Source organism: Vibrio sp. 1-2 (7-a), from assembly GCF_013048515.1.
In the GTDB taxonomy this organism is placed as follows: domain Bacteria; phylum Pseudomonadota; class Gammaproteobacteria; order Enterobacterales; family Vibrionaceae; genus Vibrio; species Vibrio diabolicus.
Genome location: NZ_VHSQ01000004.1, coordinates 68,713 through 93,123, shown reverse-complemented (window position 1 = coordinate 93,123; position 24,411 = coordinate 68,713). Strand labels below are relative to the sequence as shown.

At 44.1% G+C, this 24,411-nt stretch carries 28 protein-coding genes; 9 read left to right on the top strand and 19 right to left on the bottom strand.

Annotated elements, in window-relative coordinates:
- Positions 1-11: 11 nt before the first annotated feature.
- The 7 genes from FKN08_RS12925 to FKN08_RS12895 form a co-directional block, all read right to left on the bottom strand.
- Entirely contained in the window at positions 12-1,130 is a 1,119-nt protein-coding gene (locus FKN08_RS12925; protein WP_170892267.1) for a hypothetical protein, read from the bottom strand.
- A gap of 2 nt (positions 1,131-1,132) precedes the next feature.
- A complete protein-coding gene (gene rffA / locus FKN08_RS12920; RefSeq protein WP_006742520.1) occupies positions 1,133-2,275 on the bottom strand; it encodes a dTDP-4-amino-4,6-dideoxygalactose transaminase in 1,143 nt (380 codons plus the stop codon).
- Between the two features lie 24 nt (positions 2,276-2,299).
- Entirely contained in the window at positions 2,300-3,193 is an 894-nt protein-coding gene (locus FKN08_RS12915) for a formyltransferase family protein (protein ID WP_031818724.1), read from the bottom strand.
- Positions 3,194-3,234: 41 nt separating this feature from the next.
- Complete coding sequence (gene rfbA / locus FKN08_RS12910; protein WP_167427009.1) at positions 3,235-4,116, bottom strand: glucose-1-phosphate thymidylyltransferase RfbA; 882 nt, start codon at positions 4,114-4,116, stop codon at positions 3,235-3,237.
- Positions 4,116-5,180: a dTDP-glucose 4,6-dehydratase gene (gene rfbB / locus FKN08_RS12905; RefSeq protein WP_170892266.1), complete on the bottom strand. Its 1,065-nt coding sequence runs from the start codon at positions 5,178-5,180 to the stop codon at positions 4,116-4,118. The genes rfbA and rfbB overlap by 1 nt, the downstream gene beginning before the upstream one ends.
- A 144-nt stretch (positions 5,181-5,324) precedes the next feature.
- Positions 5,325-6,035 (bottom strand): 3-deoxy-D-manno-octulosonic acid kinase, encoded by a 711-nt coding sequence (locus FKN08_RS12900; protein WP_170892265.1) that lies wholly within the window; start codon positions 6,033-6,035, stop codon positions 5,325-5,327.
- Positions 6,036-6,046: 11 nt separating this feature from the next.
- A complete protein-coding gene (locus FKN08_RS12895; RefSeq protein ID WP_170892264.1) occupies positions 6,047-6,454 on the bottom strand; it encodes a diacylglycerol kinase in 408 nt (135 codons plus the stop codon).
- Between the two features lie 107 nt (positions 6,455-6,561).
- On the opposite strand from FKN08_RS12895, the gene FKN08_RS12890 reads away from it, so the two are divergent.
- The 5 genes from FKN08_RS12890 to FKN08_RS12870 are packed head-to-tail and all read left to right on the top strand — an operon-like array spanning position 6,562 to position 10,642.
- Entirely contained in the window at positions 6,562-7,617 is a 1,056-nt protein-coding gene (locus FKN08_RS12890; RefSeq protein WP_170892263.1) for a glycosyltransferase family 9 protein, read from the top strand.
- 35 nt (positions 7,618-7,652) lie between these two features.
- Positions 7,653-8,420 (top strand): glycosyltransferase family 2 protein, encoded by a 768-nt coding sequence (locus FKN08_RS12885; RefSeq protein ID WP_170892262.1) that lies wholly within the window; start codon positions 7,653-7,655, stop codon positions 8,418-8,420.
- Positions 8,417-9,220, top strand: coding sequence for a glycosyltransferase family 2 protein (locus FKN08_RS12880; RefSeq protein ID WP_170892261.1), 804 nt, complete (start codon positions 8,417-8,419; stop codon positions 9,218-9,220). The genes FKN08_RS12885 and FKN08_RS12880 overlap by 4 nt, the downstream gene beginning before the upstream one ends.
- A complete protein-coding gene (gene coaD, locus FKN08_RS12875; protein ID WP_012841191.1) occupies positions 9,213-9,698 on the top strand; it encodes a pantetheine-phosphate adenylyltransferase in 486 nt (161 codons plus the stop codon). Before FKN08_RS12880 ends, coaD begins: the two co-directional genes overlap by 8 nt.
- Positions 9,695-10,642, top strand: coding sequence for a glycosyl transferase family 90 (locus tag FKN08_RS12870; protein ID WP_006742527.1), 948 nt, complete (start codon positions 9,695-9,697; stop codon positions 10,640-10,642). The genes coaD and FKN08_RS12870 overlap by 4 nt, the downstream gene beginning before the upstream one ends.
- 24 nt (positions 10,643-10,666) lie before the next feature.
- Here the strand turns inward: FKN08_RS12870 and FKN08_RS12865 are convergent, their stop codons facing one another.
- The 7 genes from FKN08_RS12865 to FKN08_RS12835 form a co-directional block, all read right to left on the bottom strand.
- On the bottom strand, positions 10,667-11,365 hold the full coding sequence (locus FKN08_RS12865) for a glycosyltransferase family 25 protein (protein WP_154647399.1): 699 nt from the start codon (positions 11,363-11,365) through the stop codon (positions 10,667-10,669).
- A 109-nt stretch (positions 11,366-11,474) separates the two neighbouring features.
- Positions 11,475-12,284, bottom strand: a complete 810-nt coding sequence (mutM, locus tag FKN08_RS12860) for a bifunctional DNA-formamidopyrimidine glycosylase/DNA-(apurinic or apyrimidinic site) lyase (RefSeq protein ID WP_134647600.1) — start codon at positions 12,282-12,284, stop codon at positions 11,475-11,477.
- A 102-nt stretch (positions 12,285-12,386) separates the two neighbouring features.
- Positions 12,387-12,863: a hypothetical protein gene (locus FKN08_RS12855; protein WP_164666573.1), complete on the bottom strand. Its 477-nt coding sequence runs from the start codon at positions 12,861-12,863 to the stop codon at positions 12,387-12,389.
- 276 nt (positions 12,864-13,139) lie between these two features.
- Entirely contained in the window at positions 13,140-13,310 is a 171-nt protein-coding gene (gene rpmG / locus FKN08_RS12850; RefSeq protein ID WP_004410866.1) for a 50S ribosomal protein L33, read from the bottom strand.
- A gap of 13 nt (positions 13,311-13,323) precedes the next feature.
- A complete protein-coding gene (gene rpmB, locus FKN08_RS12845; protein ID WP_005384783.1) occupies positions 13,324-13,560 on the bottom strand; it encodes a 50S ribosomal protein L28 in 237 nt (78 codons plus the stop codon).
- A gap of 302 nt (positions 13,561-13,862) precedes the next feature.
- Positions 13,863-14,537 (bottom strand): DNA repair protein RadC, encoded by a 675-nt coding sequence (radC, locus tag FKN08_RS12840; RefSeq protein WP_170892260.1) that lies wholly within the window; start codon positions 14,535-14,537, stop codon positions 13,863-13,865.
- A 114-nt stretch (positions 14,538-14,651) separates the two neighbouring features.
- Positions 14,652-16,325, bottom strand: coding sequence for a methyl-accepting chemotaxis protein (locus FKN08_RS12835; RefSeq protein ID WP_085343399.1), 1,674 nt, complete (start codon positions 16,323-16,325; stop codon positions 14,652-14,654).
- Positions 16,326-16,518: 193 nt separating this feature from the next.
- Here FKN08_RS12835 and coaBC point away from each other — a divergent pair, with 193 nt between their 5' ends.
- The 3 genes from coaBC (at position 16,519) to FKN08_RS12820 (ending at position 19,437) form a co-directional block, all read left to right on the top strand.
- Positions 16,519-17,718, top strand: coding sequence for a bifunctional phosphopantothenoylcysteine decarboxylase/phosphopantothenate--cysteine ligase CoaBC (coaBC, locus tag FKN08_RS12830; RefSeq protein WP_065646539.1), 1,200 nt, complete (start codon positions 16,519-16,521; stop codon positions 17,716-17,718).
- Positions 17,719-17,889: 171 nt separating this feature from the next.
- Positions 17,890-18,480: a nucleoid occlusion factor SlmA gene (gene slmA / locus FKN08_RS12825; RefSeq protein ID WP_005395778.1), complete on the top strand. Its 591-nt coding sequence runs from the start codon at positions 17,890-17,892 to the stop codon at positions 18,478-18,480.
- A 6-nt stretch (positions 18,481-18,486) separates the two neighbouring features.
- Positions 18,487-19,437, top strand: coding sequence for a Kdo(2)-lipid IV(A) acyltransferase (locus FKN08_RS12820; RefSeq protein WP_047009418.1), 951 nt, complete (start codon positions 18,487-18,489; stop codon positions 19,435-19,437).
- Positions 19,438-19,520: 83 nt separating this feature from the next.
- On the opposite strand, the gene pyrE is transcribed toward FKN08_RS12820, so the two are convergent.
- A complete protein-coding gene (pyrE, locus tag FKN08_RS12815) occupies positions 19,521-20,162 on the bottom strand; it encodes an orotate phosphoribosyltransferase (protein WP_170892259.1) in 642 nt (213 codons plus the stop codon).
- Positions 20,163-20,262: 100 nt separating this feature from the next.
- Positions 20,263-20,979: a ribonuclease PH gene (gene rph, locus FKN08_RS12810; RefSeq protein ID WP_005395768.1), complete on the bottom strand. Its 717-nt coding sequence runs from the start codon at positions 20,977-20,979 to the stop codon at positions 20,263-20,265.
- Positions 20,980-21,163: 184 nt separating this feature from the next.
- Here rph and FKN08_RS12805 point away from each other — a divergent pair, with 184 nt between their 5' ends.
- A complete protein-coding gene (locus tag FKN08_RS12805) occupies positions 21,164-22,030 on the top strand; it encodes a YicC/YloC family endoribonuclease (RefSeq protein WP_046874112.1) in 867 nt (288 codons plus the stop codon).
- A gap of 55 nt (positions 22,031-22,085) precedes the next feature.
- On the opposite strand, the gene FKN08_RS12800 is transcribed toward FKN08_RS12805, so the two are convergent.
- From FKN08_RS12800 to FKN08_RS12790, 3 genes are all read right to left on the bottom strand, one after another.
- Positions 22,086-22,511, bottom strand: coding sequence for a phosphate-starvation-inducible PsiE family protein (locus FKN08_RS12800; RefSeq protein ID WP_012841209.1), 426 nt, complete (start codon positions 22,509-22,511; stop codon positions 22,086-22,088).
- Positions 22,512-22,677: 166 nt separating this feature from the next.
- A complete protein-coding gene (locus FKN08_RS12795; RefSeq protein WP_005394930.1) occupies positions 22,678-23,517 on the bottom strand; it encodes an ABC transporter ATP-binding protein in 840 nt (279 codons plus the stop codon).
- A 35-nt stretch (positions 23,518-23,552) separates the two neighbouring features.
- A complete protein-coding gene (locus tag FKN08_RS12790) occupies positions 23,553-24,410 on the bottom strand; it encodes an ABC transporter ATP-binding protein (RefSeq protein ID WP_005394932.1) in 858 nt (285 codons plus the stop codon).
- Position 24,411: the final 1 nt, after the last annotated feature.

Below are 24,411 nucleotides of genomic sequence, written 5' to 3'. Positions count from 1 at the left end.
CTGGGTGTGGCCTAGCTATAAAGTGTAGCTAGCTCTTGAAGTGAACGTTGCTCTTCTGCATTTATTTTAGAGGCATTAGCTTTAACATCAATCTGTTTTCCTAAACTGCTCGCTAGCTCATCAAATGTAGAAAAACTACAGAGTTCAACATTTTGTGCATCTTTAAAGAACAGTTCATTGTGGCTTCCTTTCGCCACATAAACCTTACCTTGCCCCCACTTCATCAGTTGACGGGCGGTACTAGCTCCGCCTCTAGGTTGAAGCACAAGATGGGTGCACGACATCACAACAGCCGTGTAAGCTAGTGGGGGAAGTGAAGTTATGACAGACACATCGACTGTTTGCTTCTTTATCTTTTGCAAATAGGTTAAATAAAGATCTAAAAGAAGACGTTTTCGCCACTGCTTTACAGGCCACATCACAACAAACTTGTATTCCGTGTGCACTCCAGCTTTTATGAATGCACGCAACATCGCTCTAATGTTTTGATATTTAAATGCATTAGGTTTAGTACCTAAAAGGATACTTTTTTTCTTATTTTTTTCGTCTGCATAAACAGAAATCGCCAGAGTCTCAGCAGATTTAGTGGGTAATGTGTCGAAGACAACACTAGAATCAACAAGACAAAAATCACACCTTTCTAATACTTGGCTCAACTTCTCACGAAACGCACTATTTAAAGCAATAAACTGCTCTTGTTGACTTAAAACCCAAAGATCATTCTCTGTAATGTTAAGCTTAACATCTGCAACTAAGCGTCCATGTTTATCTTTGCACCAAAGCCATCTGTCAACCTCATCATCCGTGATAAACATATAACACTTGCTCTTCATTTGTGGACTAAGCTCGAGAACCTCTCGAATTTGAGCAGAGTTAAGTGCACTCAGAGAGAAATAAGTTATCGTTGAAGCGTTCAAAAAAATAGAGTTGTTCACCTTCTCGTAAGAAAAGTAAGTGACTCCATCAATTTTCTTAGGGTACTGAGATTCAATATCACCACATCCGAAAATGACGACACCTAACGTCTCGTGATTAATGCCAGCTTTCTCAATTAAGGCATCAATAAACAGAGGGGAAAAGTAGTCTGTGCTAGACACTAAAAAAATATGTTTAATCTCGTTGCTTTGCATTTTTACAATTCCATGCGCCCTAAAACATTTTTTATAGCATTAATAACATAAGACTGCTCACTATCACTCATATTGAAGTACAGTGGTAGTCTTACCAAGCGCTCACTTTCTTGTGTCGTATATATATCACTGCCGACAAACCGACCAAACTGTTGGCCAGCTGGTGAGCTATGCAATGGAATATAGTGAAACGCAGAAACTATGCCCTCTTCACGAAGCATTTCAATAAACTGGCTTCTCAATTCCAGATTTTCCAGTTTCAAGTAGAACATATGCGCATTGTGCTGACATTCAAAAGGAACAGTTGGCACTTCTATATTGTGTTTTGCGGCAAGAGGCGTAAGCTCATCTAGATATTTTCGCCAAATTTGTAGCCGTCTTTGGTTAATCCCTTCAGCTTCTTCAAGCTGTCCCCAAAGGTATGCTGCTTGTATCTCACTTGGAAGCAAACTACTACCAAGATCAACCCAAGTATATTTGTCTACCATGCCACGGAAGAACAAGCTTCGGTTCGTCCCCTTCTCTCTGACAATTTCTGCACGCTCAACAAAAGATTGGTCATTAATAAGAAGTAGTCCACCTTCACCACCGGACGTATAATTTTTCGTCTCATGAAAACTATATGCACCTAGATGGCCAATTGCCCCCAACGCTTTCCCTTTGTAAGTAGACATCACACCTTGAGCCGCATCTTCAATAACAATGAGTTTATACTTCTCTGCAATACTCATGATCGTGTCCATCTCACAAGCAACACCAGCATAATGTACAGGTACAATAGCAACCGTTTTTTCAGTGATTGCAGCCTCAATTTTGGTTTCATCAATGTTCATCGTATCTGGACGAATATCAACAAACACCACTTTTGCACCACGCAGTACAAATGCATTCGCAGTGCTAACAAAAGTGTAGCTTGGCATAATCACTTCATCACCAGGCTGAATATCGATCAGCAAAGCGGCAAGTTCAAGCGCATGGGTACATGAAGGCGTTAACAAAGTCTTAATACAGCTCGCTCTGTTTTCAAACCAACTCTCGCATCGTTCAGAAAGTGGCCCATCTCCCGAGAGTTTACTTCCTTGGATAGCTTGCTCAATAAAGCTAAGCTCTTTACCTACAACTGGGGGCTTATTAAATGGAATCATTAATCTATCTCTCTGGGGTTACAATCAATAGAATTTCATTCTAAATTTATTGATCGGCAAGAAATCTCGAGCTTGGTTTTCTTCCTTCACTACTGCTTTGGTGATTTTCAACAAGCCTTTACCACAAATTACAACGGGGCAGCCATTTTCAACAAATATCACTTTACCAACATGCCTATGCTCACAAACCACATCCTGTACTACTTCAGCATCCAAGACCACCACTTTATTCTCATCAACATTAGTAATAGCTCCAGAATATGGGTACCCTACAGAATCAATAAATCGTTTAATGTATGTAGAACTTTGATTCCAATCGATCTCATAATCAGATTCGTCTCGCCATATTGAATATGTCGCTAATGACTCATCTTGTTGTGAGGATTTTATTTCTCTTCCGGAATGTAAACTATTAAATATCAAATCTGCCAGTTTTATATAATTGAGGTTATTCACTTCAATTGCATCAGATAATTTTATTGGATAGTCAATAAATGAAGTAGCTTGTGCAATAATATCACCTTTATCATACTCATCTGAACCAAATAGAGCTGTAACACCAATTTCATGCTCACCATTAATTAAACTATTCACTAGCGGAGCAAAGCCTCTATATCGAGGTAAAATAGAGTCATGGAAAACAATTAACTTGCTATCTTCGATACTTCTAATCATCCAGCGCCATGACACTGCTAACACATAGGATTCTTGAGGTATTGTGTAAGTGTCATTATGATAATAATACTGAACACCGTAGTTGATAGCTAATTGTCTCAAATTTTCACTATAATCATCTTTAATATTTTTATCTTTTCCTATAACAAGAAAATCAACAATTTCTCGATATTTTTCAAATAAAAGGGTAGCAACTTCATACCCTTTTTTAGTCATCGCATGTAATACTATTTTTTTACACATAACAATACCTGAAGCTTGGACTCGTTTTGGGTAATCTCTATTTAGCTTGATGAGCAATCATCACAAATAATTTTATTTAAGTATTGTCCGTAGTCATTTTTTAACATTGGTTGAGCAAATTGGATAACTTGAGAAGTTGATAACCACCCATTGCGCCACGCAATCTCTTCTAAACAGGCAACTTTAAGACCTTGAACATTTTCAATGGTTTGAACAAACGAAGAGGCTTCATGCAGGCTTTCATGTGTTCCAGTATCTAACCAAGCAAAGCCGCGCCCTAGTAATTGAACATTCAGGTCACCTTGCTCAAGGTACATTTGGTTTAGCGTCGAAATCTCTAACTCACCACGAGATGAAGGTTTGACTTTTTTTGCCAATTCGACGACTCGGTTATCATAAAAATATAGCCCAGTGACAGCATAATTGGATTTAGGCTTTACTGGTTTTTCTTCAATCGAAATCGCCTGCATATTGGCATCAAATTCTACAACGCCAAATCGCTCTGGATCTTTAACCTGATAACCGAATACCGTCGCACCACGGCTCTTCATCGCAGCTTGCTGAAGAATAGGAGTGAACCCTTGTCCATAAAAGATGTTGTCACCCAGCACTAAACATACTGAGTCATCGCCAATGAATTCTTCGCCAATGATGAACGCTTGAGCTAAGCCATCTGGACTTGGTTGAATCGCGTATTGCAACTCAATGCCAAACTCTGAGCCATCACCTAATAGGCGCTGAAAACCCTCCTGGTCTTCTAGCGTGGTGATGATTAAGATTTCACGAATGCCCGCAAGCATGAGTACTGACAACGGGTAGTAAATCATTGGTTTGTCATAAACCGGCAGCAACTGCTTAGAGACACCACGTGTAATAGGGTAAAGGCGAGTGCCCGAGCCGCCTGCTAAAATAATGCCTTTCATTATTCGCCCGCTCCTAGTCGCTCAAGACTGTATGAGCCATCAAGCACACGCTGCCACCATTGTGGATTATTGAGGTACCATTCCACGGTTTTGCGAATACCGCTTTCAAACGTTTCTTCTGGCGTCCAGCCAAGCTCTTGAGCGATCTTGGTGGCATCAATTGCGTAACGCACATCATGACCAGGTCGATCTTTGACATAAGTGATCAAAGATTCATAAGACTCGACCCCGGCCGGCTTGTCTGGTCGCAACTCTTCAAGCAAAGCACAAATGGTTTTCACCACTTCGATGTTTGCTTTTTCGTTATGGCCACCAATGTTGTAGGTTTCACCGACTTCACCTTCGTTGACCACTTTGTACAGCGCGCGTGCATGATCTTCCACAAACAGCCAATCTCGGATTTGCATACCATCGCCATACACAGGCAACGGCTTGCCGTCGAGGGCATTTAAAATCATCAGAGGGATCAACTTCTCTGGGAAGTGGTACGGGCCATAGTTGTTGGAGCAATTAGTGATAAGTGTTGGTAAACCATAAGTACGTTGCCAAGCGCGAACCAGATGATCGCTCGACGCTTTAGATGCGGAATATGGGCTGCTCGGCGCGTATGAAGTGGTTTCGGTGAACAAATCATCCGTCCCCTCTAAATCGCCGTACACTTCATCCGTAGAAATATGATGAAAACGGAATGCTGATTGGCGCGCTTCATCTAGGTTCGACCAATATTGACGCGCCGCTTCAAGCAAATGGTAAGTGCCCATCACGTTGGTCTCAATAAAAGCAGCAGGACCATCAATAGAACGATCGACATGAGATTCGGCGGCCAAATGCATCACCATATCGGGTTGATGCTCTGAAAAAACGCGGTCTAGTTCAGCTCGGTCACAGATATCCACTTGCTCGAAGTAGTAACGTTCACTCTCTGAGACATCAACCAGTGACTCTAGATTCCCTGCGTAGGTCAGTTTATCTAAATTGATAACGGTATCTTGGGTGTCACGAATGATATGTCGGACAACAGCTGACCCAATGAAGCCTGCTCCACCGGTTACTAATATTTTCATTACAAATGTTACCTACGTTAATTTGTGTGCTATCAGATACACATGAATACTTTATGATTATTGTAGTTTATAGACTCACTCGAGCATCGTTAGACTCAAGAGGGCTTACTTAGAGCAATTAATGCAAAATAATAAAAAACTCAATTAAGATTGAGAAGCATAACCGTCCTGCAAATCCTCAAAATCGGATTCTTGCCAAATAATCTGTCGCTTTAAACGCTCTTTATTAAATGAACGCAGAAGTCTATTTAGATTTTGGTGCTTCCAGTCACCAGAAGTTTCAAAACGGCACTTATCAAAATCGATAATCCATACCTTATCTTTGTCGTCGATCAAGATATTGTGGATATTCAAGTCGGTATGGTTAACGCCAACCTGATGCATCTTGGCAATTTCTTGCCCTATTTTCTGATACATTTCTGCCGATAACGATTGTTCTTGCAAGATATTGACCAGATCTCTGGCGTTCGGGATTCGCTCACTTAATAAATCAGCGTGATAGAAGAATCCTGACTTTACGGCTCTTGCTCCAATTGGACGAGGAACGTGCACCCCAGCCTCGATTAGCGCCAATAAAAGCTGAAACTCTTGCGCACAACGGGTGTTATCCCAGCCAGAGAACCAATAATGATCGTTAACCAACTTCCCAAACAAACCGCCACGACGGTAATGACGCAGTGCCGCCTGCATACTCTCTAGCTGGATAAACCATGTCGTCCCTCTACCCGTCGCGCTGCCAACTACCTTGTCTAAGGACTGCCAGTATTCCGCATCAAATATCGGTTGGCTAGGGTCTGTAAGGATCTCGTCATCAAACCAGATCATTTGGTTGTTGTTTTGATACTGTTGAGTCACGCGCTTACCCTCTAGCCTAAATATCGGCTGGCTAATATATACAACCAAGTAAATCCGGCGAACGCCAATGTAACCATAACGGCAGCAGAGCCTATGTCTTTAGCTCGACCACTGAGTTCATGCCGCTCAATACCGATACGATCAACCACAGCCTCAATAGCTGAATTCACAAGCTCTACAATCAAGACTAACACCACGACCCCGATCATTAAGATACGCTCAACCATGCCGACATCCACTAGCCAAGCCAAAATCACAGCGAAACTCAACAGAGCCAACTCTTGTCGAATGGCGGCTTCATGCTTAAAAGCCGCTTTTAATCCTTGGATCGAATAACCCGTCGCTTTAACGATGCGCTTTAGCCCGGTATTACCCGGCTTGCCAGATTCTTGCGATTGATGCGGTGTTATCTTTGACATTGCAGAACACTTATCAGTACTTAGCTATATTCGAGCCGTGTATTTTACATTTATTGGGGATGTCTGCATAATTTACCTGCTTCTATTCATCGAATCAGACAATAATTATGTTCACTTCTGCCCCATCGTCATTATGCATCTTGCGTTTGTCCGCTATTGGAGACGTTTGCAATACCATCGCCACCGTTCAAGCTATTCAGAAACACTGGCCTTCGACCCAGATTACTTGGATAACGGGTAAACTTGAAGCCCAGTTATTAGCCGCCATTGATGGCGTAGAAGTGATTGTTTTTGATAAAAAAGCAGGACTCGATGGCTACAAATCGCTTTGGCGACAGCTGAAAGGCAGAGAGTTTGATGCGCTATTGCATATGCAGTACGCGATTCGAGCGAGTGTCGCGACGTTGGGCATTAAAGCGAAATACAAACTTGGTTTCTCTTCTGATAGAAGCCAAGATTTTCAGACGCTATTTACCAATGTCAAAGTGCCTTCCCCGCAATCTCTGCATGTCGCAGATGGCTTAATGGCCTTTGCCCATCAAATTGGGGTACCAAAGGCAGAACTGGACTGGGTACTTTCTTATTCAGATCACGACCAAGCTTGGGCAGAGTCTCATATTTCTCGTAATAAACCTAACCTGCTGATTGTGCCTGGTGCGAGCAAAGCTTATAAAAACTGGAACGCGGAAGGTTATGTGGATGTGATTCATCACGCCAGAGCTAAAGGCTGGAACGTGATTCTGGCAGGTAGCCCAGCTCAAGTTGAACTGGATCTGGCTGAAGCCATTCAATCTCGCTTGGAAGAACCGTGTCTAAATTTAGTTGGACAAAGCTCAATTCTGCAAATGCTTGCGTTAATAGATAAGGTTGAAATGGTCATCGCTCCCGATACCGGACCAGCACACATGGCAAATGCCATGAAAACGCCAATCATCGGGCTCTATGCACACCATAATCCGCTGCGAGTGGGACCTTACCGTTATCTAAAATACGTTGTCTCGGTTTATGAAGAAACGATCTTTGCGGAAACAGGCAAAAACAGTCACGAGTTAAGCTGGCGAACTCGCGCTAAAGATGAAACGGCAATGAACCGCATTACCAACACTCAAGTAATGAGCATGTTCGATCAAGTCTTAGAAGATTTGTATCCTCAATACCAGTAAACTTACTGTCTTGATTTGTTAAGAAGGAAATGACCTTGTCCAAACCAACCTTAGCCGTTGCCTTAATTGTAAAAAATGAAGAGAAGCACTTACAAGCTTGTCTAGACACAGTAAAAGATTGGGTCGATGAGATTGTCCTTCTAGACTCGGGCAGCACCGATCGCACCGAAGAAATCGCCCGACAATACACAGATAAGTTTTACACCAACCTAGATTGGCCAGGTTTCGGTAAACAACGCCAACTTGCGCAGCAATACGTTACGGCAGACTACGTTTTGTGGCTTGATGCGGACGAACAAGTCACTCCAGAGCTAAAAGAAAGTATCTTACACGCGGTATCAGCCAATAAGCCGAACGTTTTATACAAGCTTAATCGACTAAGCTCAGCGTTTGGTAAGTTCATCTACCACTCTGGTTGGTCTCCAGACTGGATTGTGCGCTTATATCGCACCGAATATACGCAATATAATAATTCGCTCGTTCATGAAAAAGTTGATGAGAAAAACTATCAAACTGAAAAGCTGGATGGTCGACTGCATCACTACACTTACGAGCACCTTCATCATTACATCAATAAAACCACTGGTTACCTTAAAGCCTGGACGGATGAACGTGAAGGTAAAAAGAAAGCGGGGTTAACGACCGCTATCGTTCACGCTCTTGCGAGCTTTTTGAAGATGTATGTGCTCAAACGAGGCTTCCTTGATGGCAAGCATGGCTTCATTCTAGCTTGGCTAAGCATGCACTCTACTTTTGTAAAATATATCGACCTCTACTTACGTGAACAGGCAAAAAAATCATGAAAACGACTTTAATTATCACCACTTACAACTGGAAAGAAGCATTAAAAGCGGTGTTAGAAAGCGTGAAACGTCAAACCGTTTTGCCTGATGAAGTCATCGTTGCAGATGACGGTTCTCGAGACGATACCAAAGCAATGATCGACCAACTGCGTGACGGCTTTCCAGTACCACTTATTCATAGCTGGCACGAAGATAATGGCTTTCAACTTTCAATGAGCCGCAACCGTGCGATCGCAAAAGCATCAGGTGACTACCTCATCATGATTGATGGCGACATGGTGTTATCTCAAACGTTTATTGAATCACATAAGCAAGTCGCAAAGCCAAATTGGTTTGTGCAGGGTGGGCGTGTGTTAACGGATGAAAACTGCAGCAAGGCCATCATGGAAAACGGCTTAGTGCCTTCTATCTTCAGCAAAGGCATTCGTAATCGTAAAAACTGCATCACCAACGCTTTGCTATCGAAATGGTTCTCTTACGAGCGCAATAACGATAAAGCCACTCGCGGTTGCAACATGGCGTTTTGGCGACAAGATGCCATCGAGGTGAATGGCTTCAACCAAGATTTTGTTGGATGGGGACGCGAAGACAGCGAGTTTGTTCATCGCATGTTGAATGCGGGTAAGTCACGTCTTTACCTAAAATTCGCAGGTGTAGGCTACCACTTGTATCACGTAGAAAACTCTCGTGCGTCACTGAGCCAAAACGATGAAATCTTAGATAATACCATTAAAAACAAGCTTAAGCGTTGTGAGAATGGTGTTGATCAGTTTATTTCAGAGGATTGCAGCGATGAATAAAAAGGTTATCTATCCTGGAACTTTCGATCCAATTACCAATGGCCATTTAGATTTAATCGAACGCACAGCAAAAATGTTCGACTCAGTAACAATTGGAGTTGCAGCTAGCCCTTCGAAAAACACCATGTTCTCATTGGATGAGCGTGTAGAACTGGTCCACCAATGCTGTCAACACTTAAGCAATGTCAGCGTTGTCGGCTTTAGTGGTTTACTTGTGGATTTCGCCAAAGAACAACAAGCTTCGATCCTAATCAGAGGACTTCGCACAACAATGGACTTTGAGTACGAGTTTGGTTTGACGAGTATGTACCGTAAGTTACTACCCGGACTAGAAAGTATTTTTCTTACCCCTTCAGAAGAGTTCGCGTTCTTGTCCTCAACAATAGTAAGAGAAGTAGCGATTCATGGTGGAAATGTCGCCCAATTCGTTCCGAGCCCTGTAAACACAGCCATCTTAGAAAAACTACGTTCAGCATGAAAAAGTTAAAGTATTACTTATCTAACGGAATACTCGCTTATTTACCTTCTTTTTTGTTTCGTTATTCCGCAAAAAAACTATTAGCACAAGCCCCAAGTTATGATGAAGAGTACTTGCGTGAACGCGTTAATTATTACAATAAACATACCACGAGCTTCGAACTGACTCCTCCAGACCTTACGAAAGTAAAAGACTTTAAAAAAACGGGCGGCAGCGCTTATTACTATGATCTATTGAAGGTTATTAAATGCTTCCCCAAAAAGGCTGTCTTCAAATATGTCAATGGCGATGTCATTGATGTACCAAACGAGCCGAGTTTTTTAAAAAGTCGACCTATTAAAGGAGAGAACACCAACTCGGTCCTACTAAAGCTAAACGCCGTTAGACACTACTTTTTTGTGGACAAAGACAAGCCGTACCAAACTAAAAAAGACATGATTGTATGGCGTGGGACGGGATTTCGACCAAATCGAAGAAAACTACTTTCTCGTCATTTCCATAATCCTCGCTGTAATATCGGTCGAGTGGATACGCAGGATAAAGATCCAGAACAACTGAGCTACGTGACCCCTTCAATGAGTATCTCAGAACAACTTGAGTACAAATTCATTTTGAGCTTGGAGGGAATGGACGTCGCAACCAATCTTAAGTGGATCATGTCCTCCAACTCTTTGTGCTTCACCCCTAAGCTGCGCTATGAAACATGGTTTATGGAAGGAAAACTAAAAGCGGGTGTGCACTTTGTTCAAGTCAAAGATGATTTTTCTGACCTAGATGAAAAAATGGACTACTACTTAGAACACCCTGACAAGGCAGAAGAAATTATACAGAATGCTCATCAGTGGGTTGAGCAATTTAAAGACACCAAACGAGAAAGGTTGATTTCTCTATTGGTCGCAGAGAAGTATTTTAATCTTGCAGAAACGAAGAAAAGGGTTACCTAAATCTATTAGGTAACCCTGAAATAACTAGTAGTTGTACTTAATTTTATTGATAACACGCTGAATCATGTTAAGGGGATTAAAAGTCTTTTTCCCCTTACGTTTATTAGCAATACTAGTCAGGTTATCTTCTCTTTTCGCTACCACTATTGGGCTGATGTAACCATAACAACCACTTAATTTGGGAATCGCTAACCACTTGTCAATTGGCACAGCATAAGCCGTTTTTCTCATGCTGCTTAATAGATCTCTAGCTCTTAATGGTGTAATGCCATAACACACGGTTGGAAACGGCTTCTTTTCTTTTACATCTGATATTTTAAAAGGTTTTTCTGGGTCTAAAATGTAGCAGAAGTTAGTAAAATTCACTAAGCCACAACTTTGGATATAAGATAGTACGTCATCAGCAAGTAATCTTGATGCTTCACCGATGAACTCAATATTGTCTTCAAGAACAATCGCAGGCGTTCCAGACGCAACAATCAATTCCCATGCTTGAGAGTGTGTCTTAAAACAACCAATCTCTCCAGCCATGATCGCTTTTTGGCGAAACTTATGAGAGTAACTTTCATACTCTTTCTCTAGCTTAAGAAGATCATCATAAGAATCTGAGTAAACAAATTCAAAATCGATACCCTTTAGGTAATTTTGAATGCGATTTACTCGCTCTTCATTTCCAGTTGTAATAACAAACACTTTCAATGGTGTATTACTGCTTAGTTCCACCGTTAAACCCTCAGCTGATTTAGTGCAGCTCAATATAGTATCTACCCCTATAATTATTAGCAAGGATACTCATTGTTGAGCGTGAACTATCAATAACTCTCCAAGCCTATTATTTCTGACACTCACTACAAAAGAAGGTATTACGCTGCCCTATTTTTAGCTCTTGAAGTCGTTCGCCGCATTCTGGGCATGGCTCTCCGGCTTTTCCGTAAACTAATAACTCTTGTGCAAAGTAACCCGGCTTTCCATCGGCTTGCGCAAAGTCTTTCAGCGTAGTCCCACCTTGCGTAATGGCAATCTCAAGTGTCATTTTGATATTTTCAACAAGTAACCCCCACTCTTGAGAAGTCAGCTTACCTGCAGGCCTTGAAGGGTGAATTCGAGATTTAAACAACGACTCATTCGCGTAGATGTTCCCGACACCAACCACGACTTTGTTGTCCATGATGAACTGCTTGACGGCGACACGCTTATTTTTAGCTTTCTCCGCTACATATTCCGCATTGAACTCTTCAGTTAAAGGCTCAGGCCCCATGTTTGCTAGTACAGCATGTGACTCGCCAGGAGCACACCACAGCCATGCCCCAAAACGACGCGGATCGTTATAACGCAGTATTTTTCCACTGCTTAGTTTGAGATCCACATGATCGTGCTTTGCTGGCGGAAAGTCGGCATCTAGGACACGTAAAGACCCCGACATGCCCAAGTGAACAATGGCTGTACCTGTGTTTGTCTCGATCAGTAAGTATTTCGCGCGACGGCTAATCGCACGGATCACCTGCCCTTCCAATTTTTTAAGCTCTATAGGAATATCCCAGCGCAATTTCGGCGTTCGAAAAGTAAACGACTGGATCGTTTGTCCAACCATGTGGGGGCTAATTCCCATACGACTGACTTCAACTTCTGGCAACTCAGGCATTAGATTCTCCAATTCACCGGCTAATAGTTCTCGCTGCTAGCATAATCGAAAAGAAAAACGATAAATAGGGAAGCTTATTAGGGGTATAGACGCAAAAAGGCTTTACTCTGGCATAAGGTAGTTTTCATCGACGGAGATAGCGACCCATTTGTCTTGCCAGGTTTTAAATAGCCAAAAATCAGGTAAACGAAAGAAAGTTACCCGCTGCGGCTCTTCGAGATCCTGATACCAAACTTCTACCGTTTCAGGTATCGTCAGGTTAGGTTTTAAATGATCGAACTGTTCCGAGGTAAGCTCGGTCCCTTCCAATGATTGCCAGCGTGATACAAGTTCACTGATCGGTGCATCGACTTTGACGTTAGATTGCCACCGTCCATCATGCAGTTCGAACTCCCAGCCACTATAGTACAAAGACTCCACCGTATAATCGGAGCGAAGTACATTTGGGTAGGGGTCTGCTTGGTCTGTTAATAGGTAAGTTTTGATCCACATCGGCGCATTTAAGATCACTATAAACGCGATAATGCCCAGAATAAGAATATTGTTCCATCGGCGGCGACGAGCCGGACTCACACGCATAACCATCTCTACTCTCTTATAGTTATGAGTAAACTACCAAAGAGTATTGAGCTTGACTAGAACAACGGTGTGCAAGTGTGTAGAGAAGTGATGGCAAAGCGGTAGAGAGCGATAAATCAAAAATTCTAGTGTAGCGTCGGACCGATAAAATGACTTCAGCAGTGCTTTATAATCCGATAACGTACTGAACACTTTTTTCAGCACTTTTTTATTCAGGTAATAAAAAACCCAACTCGAAAGTTGGGTTTTTCAATTCATCAAAGAGACTGAAACCAATTATTTGATTTTTGCTTCTTTGTACATAACGTGCTGGCGAACTACTGGATCAAACTTTTTGATCTCAAATTTGCCTGGCATGTTACGCTTGTTCTTATCAGTTGTGTAGAAGTGGCCTGTACCTGCAGAAGATACTAGACGGATTTTCTCACGAACGCCTTTCTTTGCCATTGCTTATTTCCTCTTAAACGTTTTCGCCACGTGCACGCATGTCTGCAAGAACAGTATCAATACCTTTCTTGTCGATGATGCGCATACCTTTAGCAGATAGACGTAGTTTAACAAAACGTTTTTCGCTCTCTACCCAGAAACGATGAGTTTGTAGGTTCGGCAGAAAACGACGCTTAGTAGCATTTCGTGCGTGTGAACGGTTGTTACCCGTTACTGGACGCTTACCAGTTACTTGGCATACTCGTGACATGAATGTCTTCTCCAAAATCGTTTCAGCTCGATATCAACCTTGGTGGCCGAACCTCTCTATCTCTCGAAAAGAAGTTAGAGGTTAAGAACCGCTATGGAAAATCCATACAAGGCTATCAAAGGTCGCGCATTATACTAACTTGATATGCATTGCTCAAGACCCGAACAGATCCTTTTTACAGGTTTTCGTGATCTTTTTTTAGACAGCAGATTTTTTTAGCAGTCCAAGCTGAATTCAGTTAAAAATTTAGTGGCGTGGATGATAGCAGATTTTTAGCAACTAACAACCTAAAAAACGCACAGTTATATCCAGCCTCTTTCAGCAAAAGAGACACTTTCCCCATCTCCGATGACGAAATGGTCCAAAATACGAATATCCACCAATGCTAATGCGTCGGTGAGACGCCTTGTAATCCTTCTGTCAGCTTGGCTCGGCTCAGCAACGCCTGAAGGATGATTGTGCGCCAAAATCAAAGCCGCCGCATTATGATGCAGAGCTCGCTTGACGACTTCTCTCGGATAAACCGACGCGGCATCCAACGTTCCTTCAAATAAAATTTCATCTTTTATCACTCGGTGCTGGTTATCGAGAAAAAGAATATAAAAAGCCTCTCTTTGCCGATCCCTTAAAATAGAAGACAGATATAACTTAGTTTGGTCGGGACTGGTTAAGGCATCACCACGCTTTAGCGTCTCCGCCAAGTAGCGTTGCGTCATTTCTAGTACCGCTTGCAACTGAACATACTTGGCTTGCCCCAATCCTTTGTGACGACAAAACTCTTGCTCTGATGCTGAAAATAGTTGTCTGAGCGAACCAAAGTCTTGAATAAGGAAGTCTGCAAGCTCAATCACGTTCATTCCGCGGGTGCCTGTGCGCAAGAAGATGGCCAGTAGCTCAGCATCGGTCAATGCTTGCGGTCCTCGTAGCAACAACTTCTCTCTGGGCATGGACTCAGTTGGCATAGCTTTCAGTATCATCTGATGTCTCTTTATATGGAAAGTGCCCCTATTCCACAAAACAAAAAGCGAAAGTCGAGTATGACTTTCGCTTTCTTCGTACCATCAGTGCTTTCAATGCAACTTCACAGTTCATCAGAGTTTAAAGTTGCCAACCAAGCCGTGAATTTCTGTTCCAGATTGTGATAGCTGCGTGCTGATTGACTCGGCATGCTGCAACGTCTCATTAATGTTGTTCACGATCTGTTGAATAGCCACTAAGTTTTGGTTGATGTCTTCTGCAACCGCACTTTGCTCTTCGGCGGCAGACGCGGTTTGAATACCCATATCTCGAATCGTACCGATAGAATGATGAACACCAGAAAGAGATTGCTGAATGAGCGCCGATTCTTCCGCCGTTTTTACACCTCGTTTTTGGCTCACCGACATCGTACTGACCGCTCTTGATACACCATTTTGTAGCTGCTTGAGCATGTCGCCAATTTCATGAGTACTATTTTGTGTACGACTGGCTAACGAGCGAACTTCATCCGCAACGACGGCAAACCCTCGGCCTTGCTCACCCGCTCTAGCCGCTTCAATCGCCGCATTTAGGGCCAACAAATTCGTTTGCTCGGCTATCTCGCCAATCACATCCAGCACTTTGGTTATTTTTTCGGTCTGTAAACTCAACTCAGAAATTGCATCTGACGTGCTATCTATCTCCGTCACGAGTTCGGTAATGCCTTCTATTGCTTGCTCGACCTCATGCTGAGCGGCGGTGACTTGACTGTTGGCATCCTCAATCGCCTGTGCAGTCGCATTGGTATTGCTGGCTACTTCTTTCGCTGTCATGCTCATTTGTGTCACTGCCGTCACGACTTTGTCCGTCTCTAAACAGTGATCCTGCATTTGACCGCTCGCTTGGCTGGTCTGAGTGTTCAGGCTTTGAGAAACGGTCTGTACTGTCGTCGCAGAGCGGTGGATATCCTGCATCAGTGGGTGCAGCTTATCCATAAACTCATTAAACGCGGCCGCCACTTCACCGACTTCATCCTGACTTTCGACTTTTAAACGAGCCGTTAAGTCACCGCCGCCTGCGGCTACATCTTTCAATGACGCCGCGACATGTTGTAATGGCTGAATGCCTTTCGACACCACGATACTGGTGAGAACACTGGTAATGATCAACCCAACAACGGAAATCAACACGGCAGATAACGTATGCTCTTTTAGCTCTTGAGTCTTTAACTCTCTGTGCATCGCAACTTGCTGGTCGATGTCATCAATATAAACACCAGTGCCTAAAACCCAGTCCCATTTCGATAAATATTCTGCATAGCCTAGCTTAGGCGCTTGTGCGTCAATGGTCGGTTTGTGCCACGAGAAATAGAGGAACCCATCCCCTTTTTGAGAAGCATCAATCAAGCCCGCGATAACTGCGACCCCATTTTCATCTTTTAAGTCGTAAAGGTTTTTACCCTCTAAAGAAGGTTTGATGGCATGTAACGTATTCACACCTTGAGAGTCGTAGGCAAAAAAGTAACCATCGCTTTCAAAGCGCATGGCTTTCAGAATTTCTTTTGCTGCCTCTTTATTACTTCCATTTACATCCGTGTCGTATAACGGTTTTATCGCCGTCACGCCCATCATCATGTAGGCTTGTAGCTCTTTCTTCTTCGTTTCGATGAGCTCTTGTCTGTCTCTTGCCAGCTCCGCTTCCAAACTTTTACTGCTGTTGATGTAATACACCACTGAGATCAACGTGGTGATCAACAACAGCGGAATTAGGGTTATCAGCAGCAATTTGTTTCGACTTTTCAACACCATGGTTTCCACTACCTCTTTTTCTTTTCAGACTTGCAAACTCCGCGCAACTTGTCTGTGAGGTAGGCGAGAATTTTCCCTTCCTCGGTCAGATTAATACTCTGGAGTTTGATGTGAATTATCTTCTCGTTATATATGCTCGGGCGGTCAGACTTTGAATTGTGTTAAAATCCGGTCATCAAATTGGAGATCTCACATGCAAACACTAGCAGGAAAGAAAATTCTACTCGGCATCAGTGGCGGTATTGCTGCGTATAAATGTGCGGAGCTAACCCGTCGCCTCATAGAGAGAGGAGCGCAAGTTCAAGTTGTAATGACGAAAGCAGCAAAAGAGTTCATTACCCCTTTAACCATGCAAGCCGTTTCGGGCCGTCCTGTCTCGGACAGTTTATTAGACCCAGCGGCGGAAGCCTCTATGGGCCATATTGAATTGGCCAAGTGGGCAGATTTAGTGCTACTAGCGCCAGCGACCGCGGACTTAATCGCACGTATGTCTGCAGGTATGGGGAACGATTTGCTTACCACGCTCGTGCTCGCGACGGATTCTCCTGTTGCAGTTTCTCCTGCGATGAATCAACAGATGTATCGCAATATCGCAACCCAAGAGAACATCGCAACGTTAGCGCGTCGCGGTATGCACATCTGGGGCCCCGCTGCAGGAGAGCAAGCCTGTGGCGATGTGGGCCCAGGTCGAATGCTGGAACCAATGCAGCTAGTGCATCTATGTGAACAGTTCTTTCAGCCAAAATTGCTAGAAGGTAAGTCGATACTCATCACCGCAGGCCCAACTCGCGAAGCGATTGACCCAGTGCGTTACATTACGAATCATAGCTCCGGGAAAATGGGCTATGCATTGGCGAGCGCCGCAGCGCAGATGGGAGCAAAAGTCACCCTCGTGAGCGGTCCTGTCAGTTTAAATACGCCTGTAGGTGTTGAGCGCATTAATGTTTCCAGTGCACAAGAGATGCACGAAGCCGTTATGACACACGCAAACAAGCATGATGCGTTTATTAGCTGCGCTGCCGTTGCGGACTACCGCCCACAAACGATCGCGTCTCAAAAGTTGAAAAAGACTGAAGACAATGACGAAATGGTCATTAATATGGTCAAAAATCCTGATATTGTTGCTTCTGTAGCAGCAATGACGGAGAAGCGTCCGTTTACCGTCGGTTTTGCGGCTGAAACCAATGATGTAGAGACCTATGCTCGAGGCAAGTTGACAAAGAAAAACCTCGATATGATCTGTGCGAATGACGTTTCGGTTGCAGGGCAAGGATTTAACAGCAACGACAACGCGATTACCCTGTACTGGCCTGAGGGTGAACTTGCGCTCGCTTTAGAATCAAAAGAAGCATTGAGCTTTAAAATTCTCGAAAAAATGCATCACTTGATGTAACTAACGTTTGAAAACCCTGCCAACTTTTCACAAAAGCTGGCATAAATTTGGTACAAACATGACAACTAAGGGTGTTAAATCTCCCATTCCACCCTTAGTGGTCTAGTTTGAGGCGAAATAGCGTCTTATAATCCCCTCCGCTCAACTTTGTATTTTGAAAGGAAGTAACTAATGGCCGGCAGTAAAAAATCCAACCGTCGTGAAGAGATCTTACAAGCATTAGCAGAAATGCTTGAATCAACAGAAGGCGCTTCACGCATTACTACGGCAAAACTGGCCAAGCAAGTCGGCGTTTCAGAAGCCGCGCTGTATCGTCATTTCCCAAGTAAAGCGCGCATGTTCGAAGGGTTGATTGAGTTCATTGAAGAAGCCTTGATGACACGTATCAACCGTATTCTAGACGACGAAAAAGATACTCTAGAGCGTATTCGTATGGTGATGCACCTGATTTTGGCGTTCTCTGAACGTAACCCTGGTCTGACACGCATTTTGTCGGGCCATGCTCTAATGTTTGAAAATGAACGCCTACGTGAACGCATCAATCAACTCTTTGAGCGCATAGAAACACAATTGCGCCAGATCCTGCGTGAACGTAAGATTCGTGAAGGGAAGTCTTTCCCTGTCGAAGAGCGCATCCTAGCCGCGCAAATTCTGGGACAAGTTGAGGGGAGCCTAAACCGCTTTGTGCGTAGCGACTTTAAATACCAGCCGACTGCAAACTTTGACGAGTACTGGGCGCTTTTGAGTGCACAAATAAAGTAAAAGACTATGAGTAAAGACAAATACACGCAGCCCGAGTTTTCTCTTTCACTTCTTCACCCTCGTAACTGGGGCGTATGGCTTGGGTTTGGTCTGTTGGCCATCCTCGTCAATATTCTTCCTTATCGGCTGCTGCTTTCATTAGGTCGTTCACTCGGTAAACTTGGCATGCGCTACGGTAAAAAGCGTGTCCACGTTGCTCAACGTAACTTAGAATTGGCCTTTCCAGACAAAACACCTGAAGAGATTCAACATATTGTTGAAGAGAACTTCAAAAATACCGGTATGGCACTCATAGAAACCGGAATCACTTGGTTCTGGCCGACTTGGCGCTTTAAAAAACTTATCGTCGAGAAAGATCTCGGCGCACTGCGTGAAAAAGCCAAAGAAGGTAAAGGCGTCCTACTTTGTTGTGTCCATGCTCTTAATCTAGAGATCACTGCGCGTGCTTTCGCCGTGTTAGGCGTGGCCGGGTACGGCGCGTTTCGTCCGCATAATAATCCTGCTTATAACTTTATCCAGTATTGGGGACGGACACATAACGGCAATAAACTGATTGATCGTAAAGATGTAAAAAAAATGATTCGTGTTTTACGCAGCGGTGAGCGTCTGTTCTATTTACCGGATCACGATTACGGTCGCAAAAAATCAGTATTTGTGCCCTTCTTTGCCGTAGACGATGCGTGTACGACAACAGGCACGAGCATTCTGGCGTATACCTCAAAATGTGCGATCATCCCAGGCTCAGGGTTTCGCAATGACGAAGGAAAATACGACATCATCGCCGATAAGTGCATTGAAGCCGATTATCCACAAAAAGACGAAGTCGCCGCTGCCGCTTATATGAACAAGTATGTGGAAGAAGTCATTTTACGCGCTCCAGAGCAATGGATGTGGCTCCATAAACGCTATAAAACCATGCAAGATGAGCATGTCGAGAAAGGCATTCGCTATAAGTAAGTGGTCAAGGCGATAAATCCAAAAACAAAAAAGGGCAGATGAATATCCATCTGCCCTTTTTACTTTTTCAGAAAAATAACAAATTAAATGCCGTATTCCGAGCGATAGGCTTTAACTGCTTCCAAGTGCCCAGCAGCGTCACCTTTCTCTTCTAAGTAAGTCACAAGATCACCCAAACTTACAATTGAAATCACGGCACAACCAAAGTCACGCTCAACTTCTTGAATCGCAGAAAGCTCGCCCTTGCCCTTCTCTTGGCGGTCGATAGCAACCAGTACACCAGCAAGGTCTGCGCCATTTGCTTGAATGATTTCCATCGATTCACGAATCGCAGTACCTGCTGTGATTACGTCATCCACTAGCATGATGCGACCTTCAAGCGCTGAACCCACAAGGTTACCGCCTTCGCCGTGATCTTTCGCTTCTTTACGGTTGAAGCAGTAAGGCGTGTCGATATCGTGGTGATCCGCCAGCGCGACTGCTGTTGTCGTCGCGATTGGGATACCTTTGTACGCCGGGCCAAACAGCACATCAAACTCAATGCCAGAATCAGCGAGCGCGGCTGCGTAAAAACGGCCTAGACGTGCGAGATCACGACCAGTATTGAAAAGACCAGCGTTAAAGAAGTACGGGCTTTTACGGCCAGATTTCAAAGTAAACTCACCAAACTTAAGAACTTCTTTCTCAAGTGCAAACTCAATAAACTCACGCTGGTATGCTTTCATGGATTTCTCTCAATTTTCTTTTCGTGTGGGGATCAGGTCCTAGGACCTAGTAATATGCAAAAAAATAGCTTCCTTTCGGGGAAGCTATTTAAATAAATCATTAATTTTCTAACGCTGCCTTCTGCGCTGCGACAATTTCCGTAATGCCGATTTTCGCCGACTCGAGCAATGCCATCAGCTGTTCGTGACTGAACGGTTCACCTTCTGCGGTGCCCTGAATTTCAATCATCTTACCTTCTTCGGTCATTACAACGTTCATGTCGGTGTCTGCCGCTGAATCTTCAACGTACTCAAGGTCACACAATACTTCATCGCCTAGCAAGCCGACAGAAACCGCAGCTACGTGGCCTTTCATTGGATTCGCTTTTAGCTTACCGCTATCCACTAGGTGTTGGAATGCATCGGCCATTGCAACACTTGCGCCGCTGATAGATGCAGTACGCGTACCACCGTCAGCTTGGATAACGTCGCAGTCAACGGTGATCATGAACTCACCCATGGCTTTTAGATCGACAACGGCACGTAAGCTTCGCGCAATAAGACGCTGAATTTCCATCGTACGGCCGCCTTGTTTGCCACTTGCCGCTTCACGACGAGTACGAGAATGTGTTGCTCGAGGTAGCATGCCGTATTCAGCTGTAACCCAGCCTTTACCTTGACCTTTTAGCCAACGTGGCACAGATTCTTCGACGGTCGCATTACACAACACTTTGGTGTTACCGAACTCAACTAGCACTGACCCTTCAGCGTAAGCTGTGTAGTTACGAGTAATTTTGATAGGGCGAACTTGATCCGCCTTGCGATCGTTTGGACGCATGGGCATCTACCTTAAATATGAGGAGAAGACGATTTGGTTGGGCGAAGATTATAACGGAATCGATTCCGGATTCATAGGTTACGCCGCTGGCACAACATAAACAATCCATACACCCCGCGCACCTATCGACGCAGCGTGATACACTCTTGAAGTAATTTTCAAAAAATGAAGACAGGAAAATTCGATGATTTACAGTATGACAGCGTATGCACGCAAAGAAGTAAAAGGCGACTGGGGTTCTGCGGTATGGGAAATCCGCAGCGTGAACCAGCGTTATTTAGAAACATACTTCCGCATGCCAGAACAATTTCGTGGATTAGAGCCCGTTTTACGCGAGCGTTTTCGTAAGCGCTTAGCGCGAGGCAAAGTGGAATGTAATCTGCGTTTTGAAGCAAACCCTGCCGCAAAAGGTGAGCTTAGCATCAACGAAGCGCTTGCTAGCCAGGTAATTAAGGCCGCTGAACAAGTCATGCACATGACTGGTGAACTGAGCCGAATCAATCCATTTCAAGTCATGCAATGGCCGGGGGTAATGGAAACGCCAGAGCAAGACATGGATGCGGTAAATAAAGTGCTACTAGAAGCGTTTGATGGCGCAATGGATGAATTTATTGAAGCGCGAGCCCGTGAAGGCGAGAACATGAAAGCGCTGATTGAACAGCGTTTGAACGCCATTTCTGCAGAAGTCGTAAAAGTGCGTGCGCGCATGCCAGAAATTTTAGAATGGCAACGTGAGCGACTATTCTCGAAGTTCGAAGACGCTAAAGTGGAACTGGATCCGTCTCGTATCGAGCAAGAGTTGATTTTGCTAGCGCAAAAATCGGATGTTGCTGAAGAGCTCGATCGCTTGGACTCTCACGTAAAAGAAACCACAAACATTCTGAAAAAAGGTGGCGCAGTGGGTCGTCGTCTGGACTTCATGATGCAAGAGTTCAACCGTGAATCGAACACGCTAGCGTCGAAATCCATCAGCACCGACATCACCGCATCGGGCGTTGAACTGAAAGTTCTGATCGAACAGATGCGTGAGCAGATCCAAAATATTGAATGATCTAAAAGTCATCGAGTATTGAAACAAAAAAGCCCCGCTAGTGCGGGACTTTCTTTTATTCATCTTTTTCCAAGGTTCTATTATCAACGTAGGGCCAATAATGATGCCCGACTCTGATGAGCAAGGTTGCCGCAGCTAAGATAAACGCTGCCAGAGATAACCACACAACCAAAACCGCATCCAGTTCTTTCATTCCTAGTGTGATATAGCGGGCGATCGCCATCATCGCGATATAGATAGGATAGCGTACCGGAATTTTTCCGTTCATCACGAACTGCTGCACCATGGCGAGCACTTCCAGATAGATAAACATCAAAAGAATATCCGTGAGTAAGACACGCTTCTCGACAAATACGTGTACAAACTCTTGCATCATGGCGTACAGCGTCGCCAAGGTAATAGAGACTAATAATACCGCCTCCAAAATATGGAAGATTTTCAGGAACGGTCGACTAAAGGATTTCGGTAAATTCGACGGCATGGTCCATTATCCAGACAAAGAAGATAGGCCTTGAGTTTAGCATGCAACGATCTTCAATCAATCATAATACTCAGGCGTCAATCAACACCAAGACCTAACATAGACCTATAAAAATGCTCCGCTTATTTGGCGGAGCGTTTTTGTGTTATAGGACCTGTGGCATCACTTACGCCACTTGCTGCTTTTTTTCAGCCAGGCGCTTTTTCTTCCGATATTTAGGGTGGGTGATCGGAATCGCAGATAGGAGTTTCTTGGTGTACTCGTTTTGCGGGTTTGCATAAATTTCTTTCGCGCTGCCTGCTTCTACCACTTTACCAAAATACATCACGGCAACTTTGTCAGAGACGTGTTTCACCACAGAGAGATCGTGAGAGATAAAGATGATCGCCAAGTTCATCTCTTGTTGCAGTTGTAGTAATAGGTTCAAGATTTGTGCCTGTACCGACACATCTAACGCAGATACCGATTCATCACAAATCAGTAATTTAGGCTTCAATGCTATCGCGCGAGCAATACCGATACGCTGACGTTGGCCGCCTGAAAACTCATGTGGATAGCGGTTGACTGCCGTTTCTGGCAAGCCCACTTTGATTAAAAGCTCTTTTACCCACTGTTTGCGCTCGGCTGGCGTACCGATTTTATGAATAACAAACGGTTCTTCTAGAATCATACCGATGGTATGACGCTGATTGAGTGATTCCATTGGGTCTTGAAAGACGATTTGCATGTCTTTACGCAGCGATCGCATCTCTTTGACAGACAGTTTAGTGATGTCTTTACCTTCAAAGAAAATCTTACCTTCCGTTGGCTCGTATAACTTTAAGATCGTGCGCCCAAGGGTGCTTTTACCACAACCTGACTCACCAACTAGTCCCAGTGTTTCACCTTCAGAAACAGACAGTGAAACCCCGTCTACCGCTTTGATGGTGTAGCCTTTCTTGAACAGCCCTTTACCAGAAACAAAGTGCTGCTTAAGATTTTCAATTCTTAATACTTCTTTTGCCATAACATCCTCTTTTATGACTCGTTCACTTTGCCCAGTTAACTGGCAAACATACTGGCATCAATAGGCTTGATATCGATCATCTGCTTCGGCTCATTATCTAAGCTCGGCATCAACCCCATCAAACGCTCTGTATATGGGTGCTGCGGGTTATCAAACAACTCAAAAATTTCTGCTTTTTCGACAATACGCCCACCATACATCACGGCAACATCATCACACACTTCTGCCACAACCCCGAGGTCGTGAGTAATGAAGATCATCGCCATGCCCGTTTCTTCCTGAAGCTCGTTCATCAGTTCAAGGATAGACGCCTGAACCGTAACATCCAACGCCGTAGTCGGTTCATCACAAATCAGAATATCCGGCTTACAGGCCAACGCCATCGCGATCATTACACGCTGGCGCATACCGCCAGATAGGTTATGGGGATACTCATTCAATCGTTTCTCTGGCATTGGGATTTTGACTTTTGCCAGCATCTCGATCGAGAAAGCCTCCCGCTCCTTTTTGTCGAGCTCAGGTCGATGAAGTTCAAGCACTTCACATATTTGGCGACCAATGGTGTGTACTGGATTTAGCGCCGTCATCGGATCTTGGAAGATGATCGAAATGCGATCGCCACGCATGGCGTACATCTCTTCCGCAGGCAAATCAACTAGGTTGGTGCCGCGATAATTCACTTCACCTTTGATGATGTTGCCATATGGCTTAGGTAAAAGACCCATGATCGACATTGAGGTTACGCTCTTACCACTGCCTGACTCTCCCACCAGACCGAGTGTACGTCCAGCTCTCACATCAAAGTTCACACCATGCAGCACCTTCACTGGTCCATCATCGGTGGTGAATTCAACTTCGAGATCTTTAACACTTAGGATTACATCGTTTTCCATA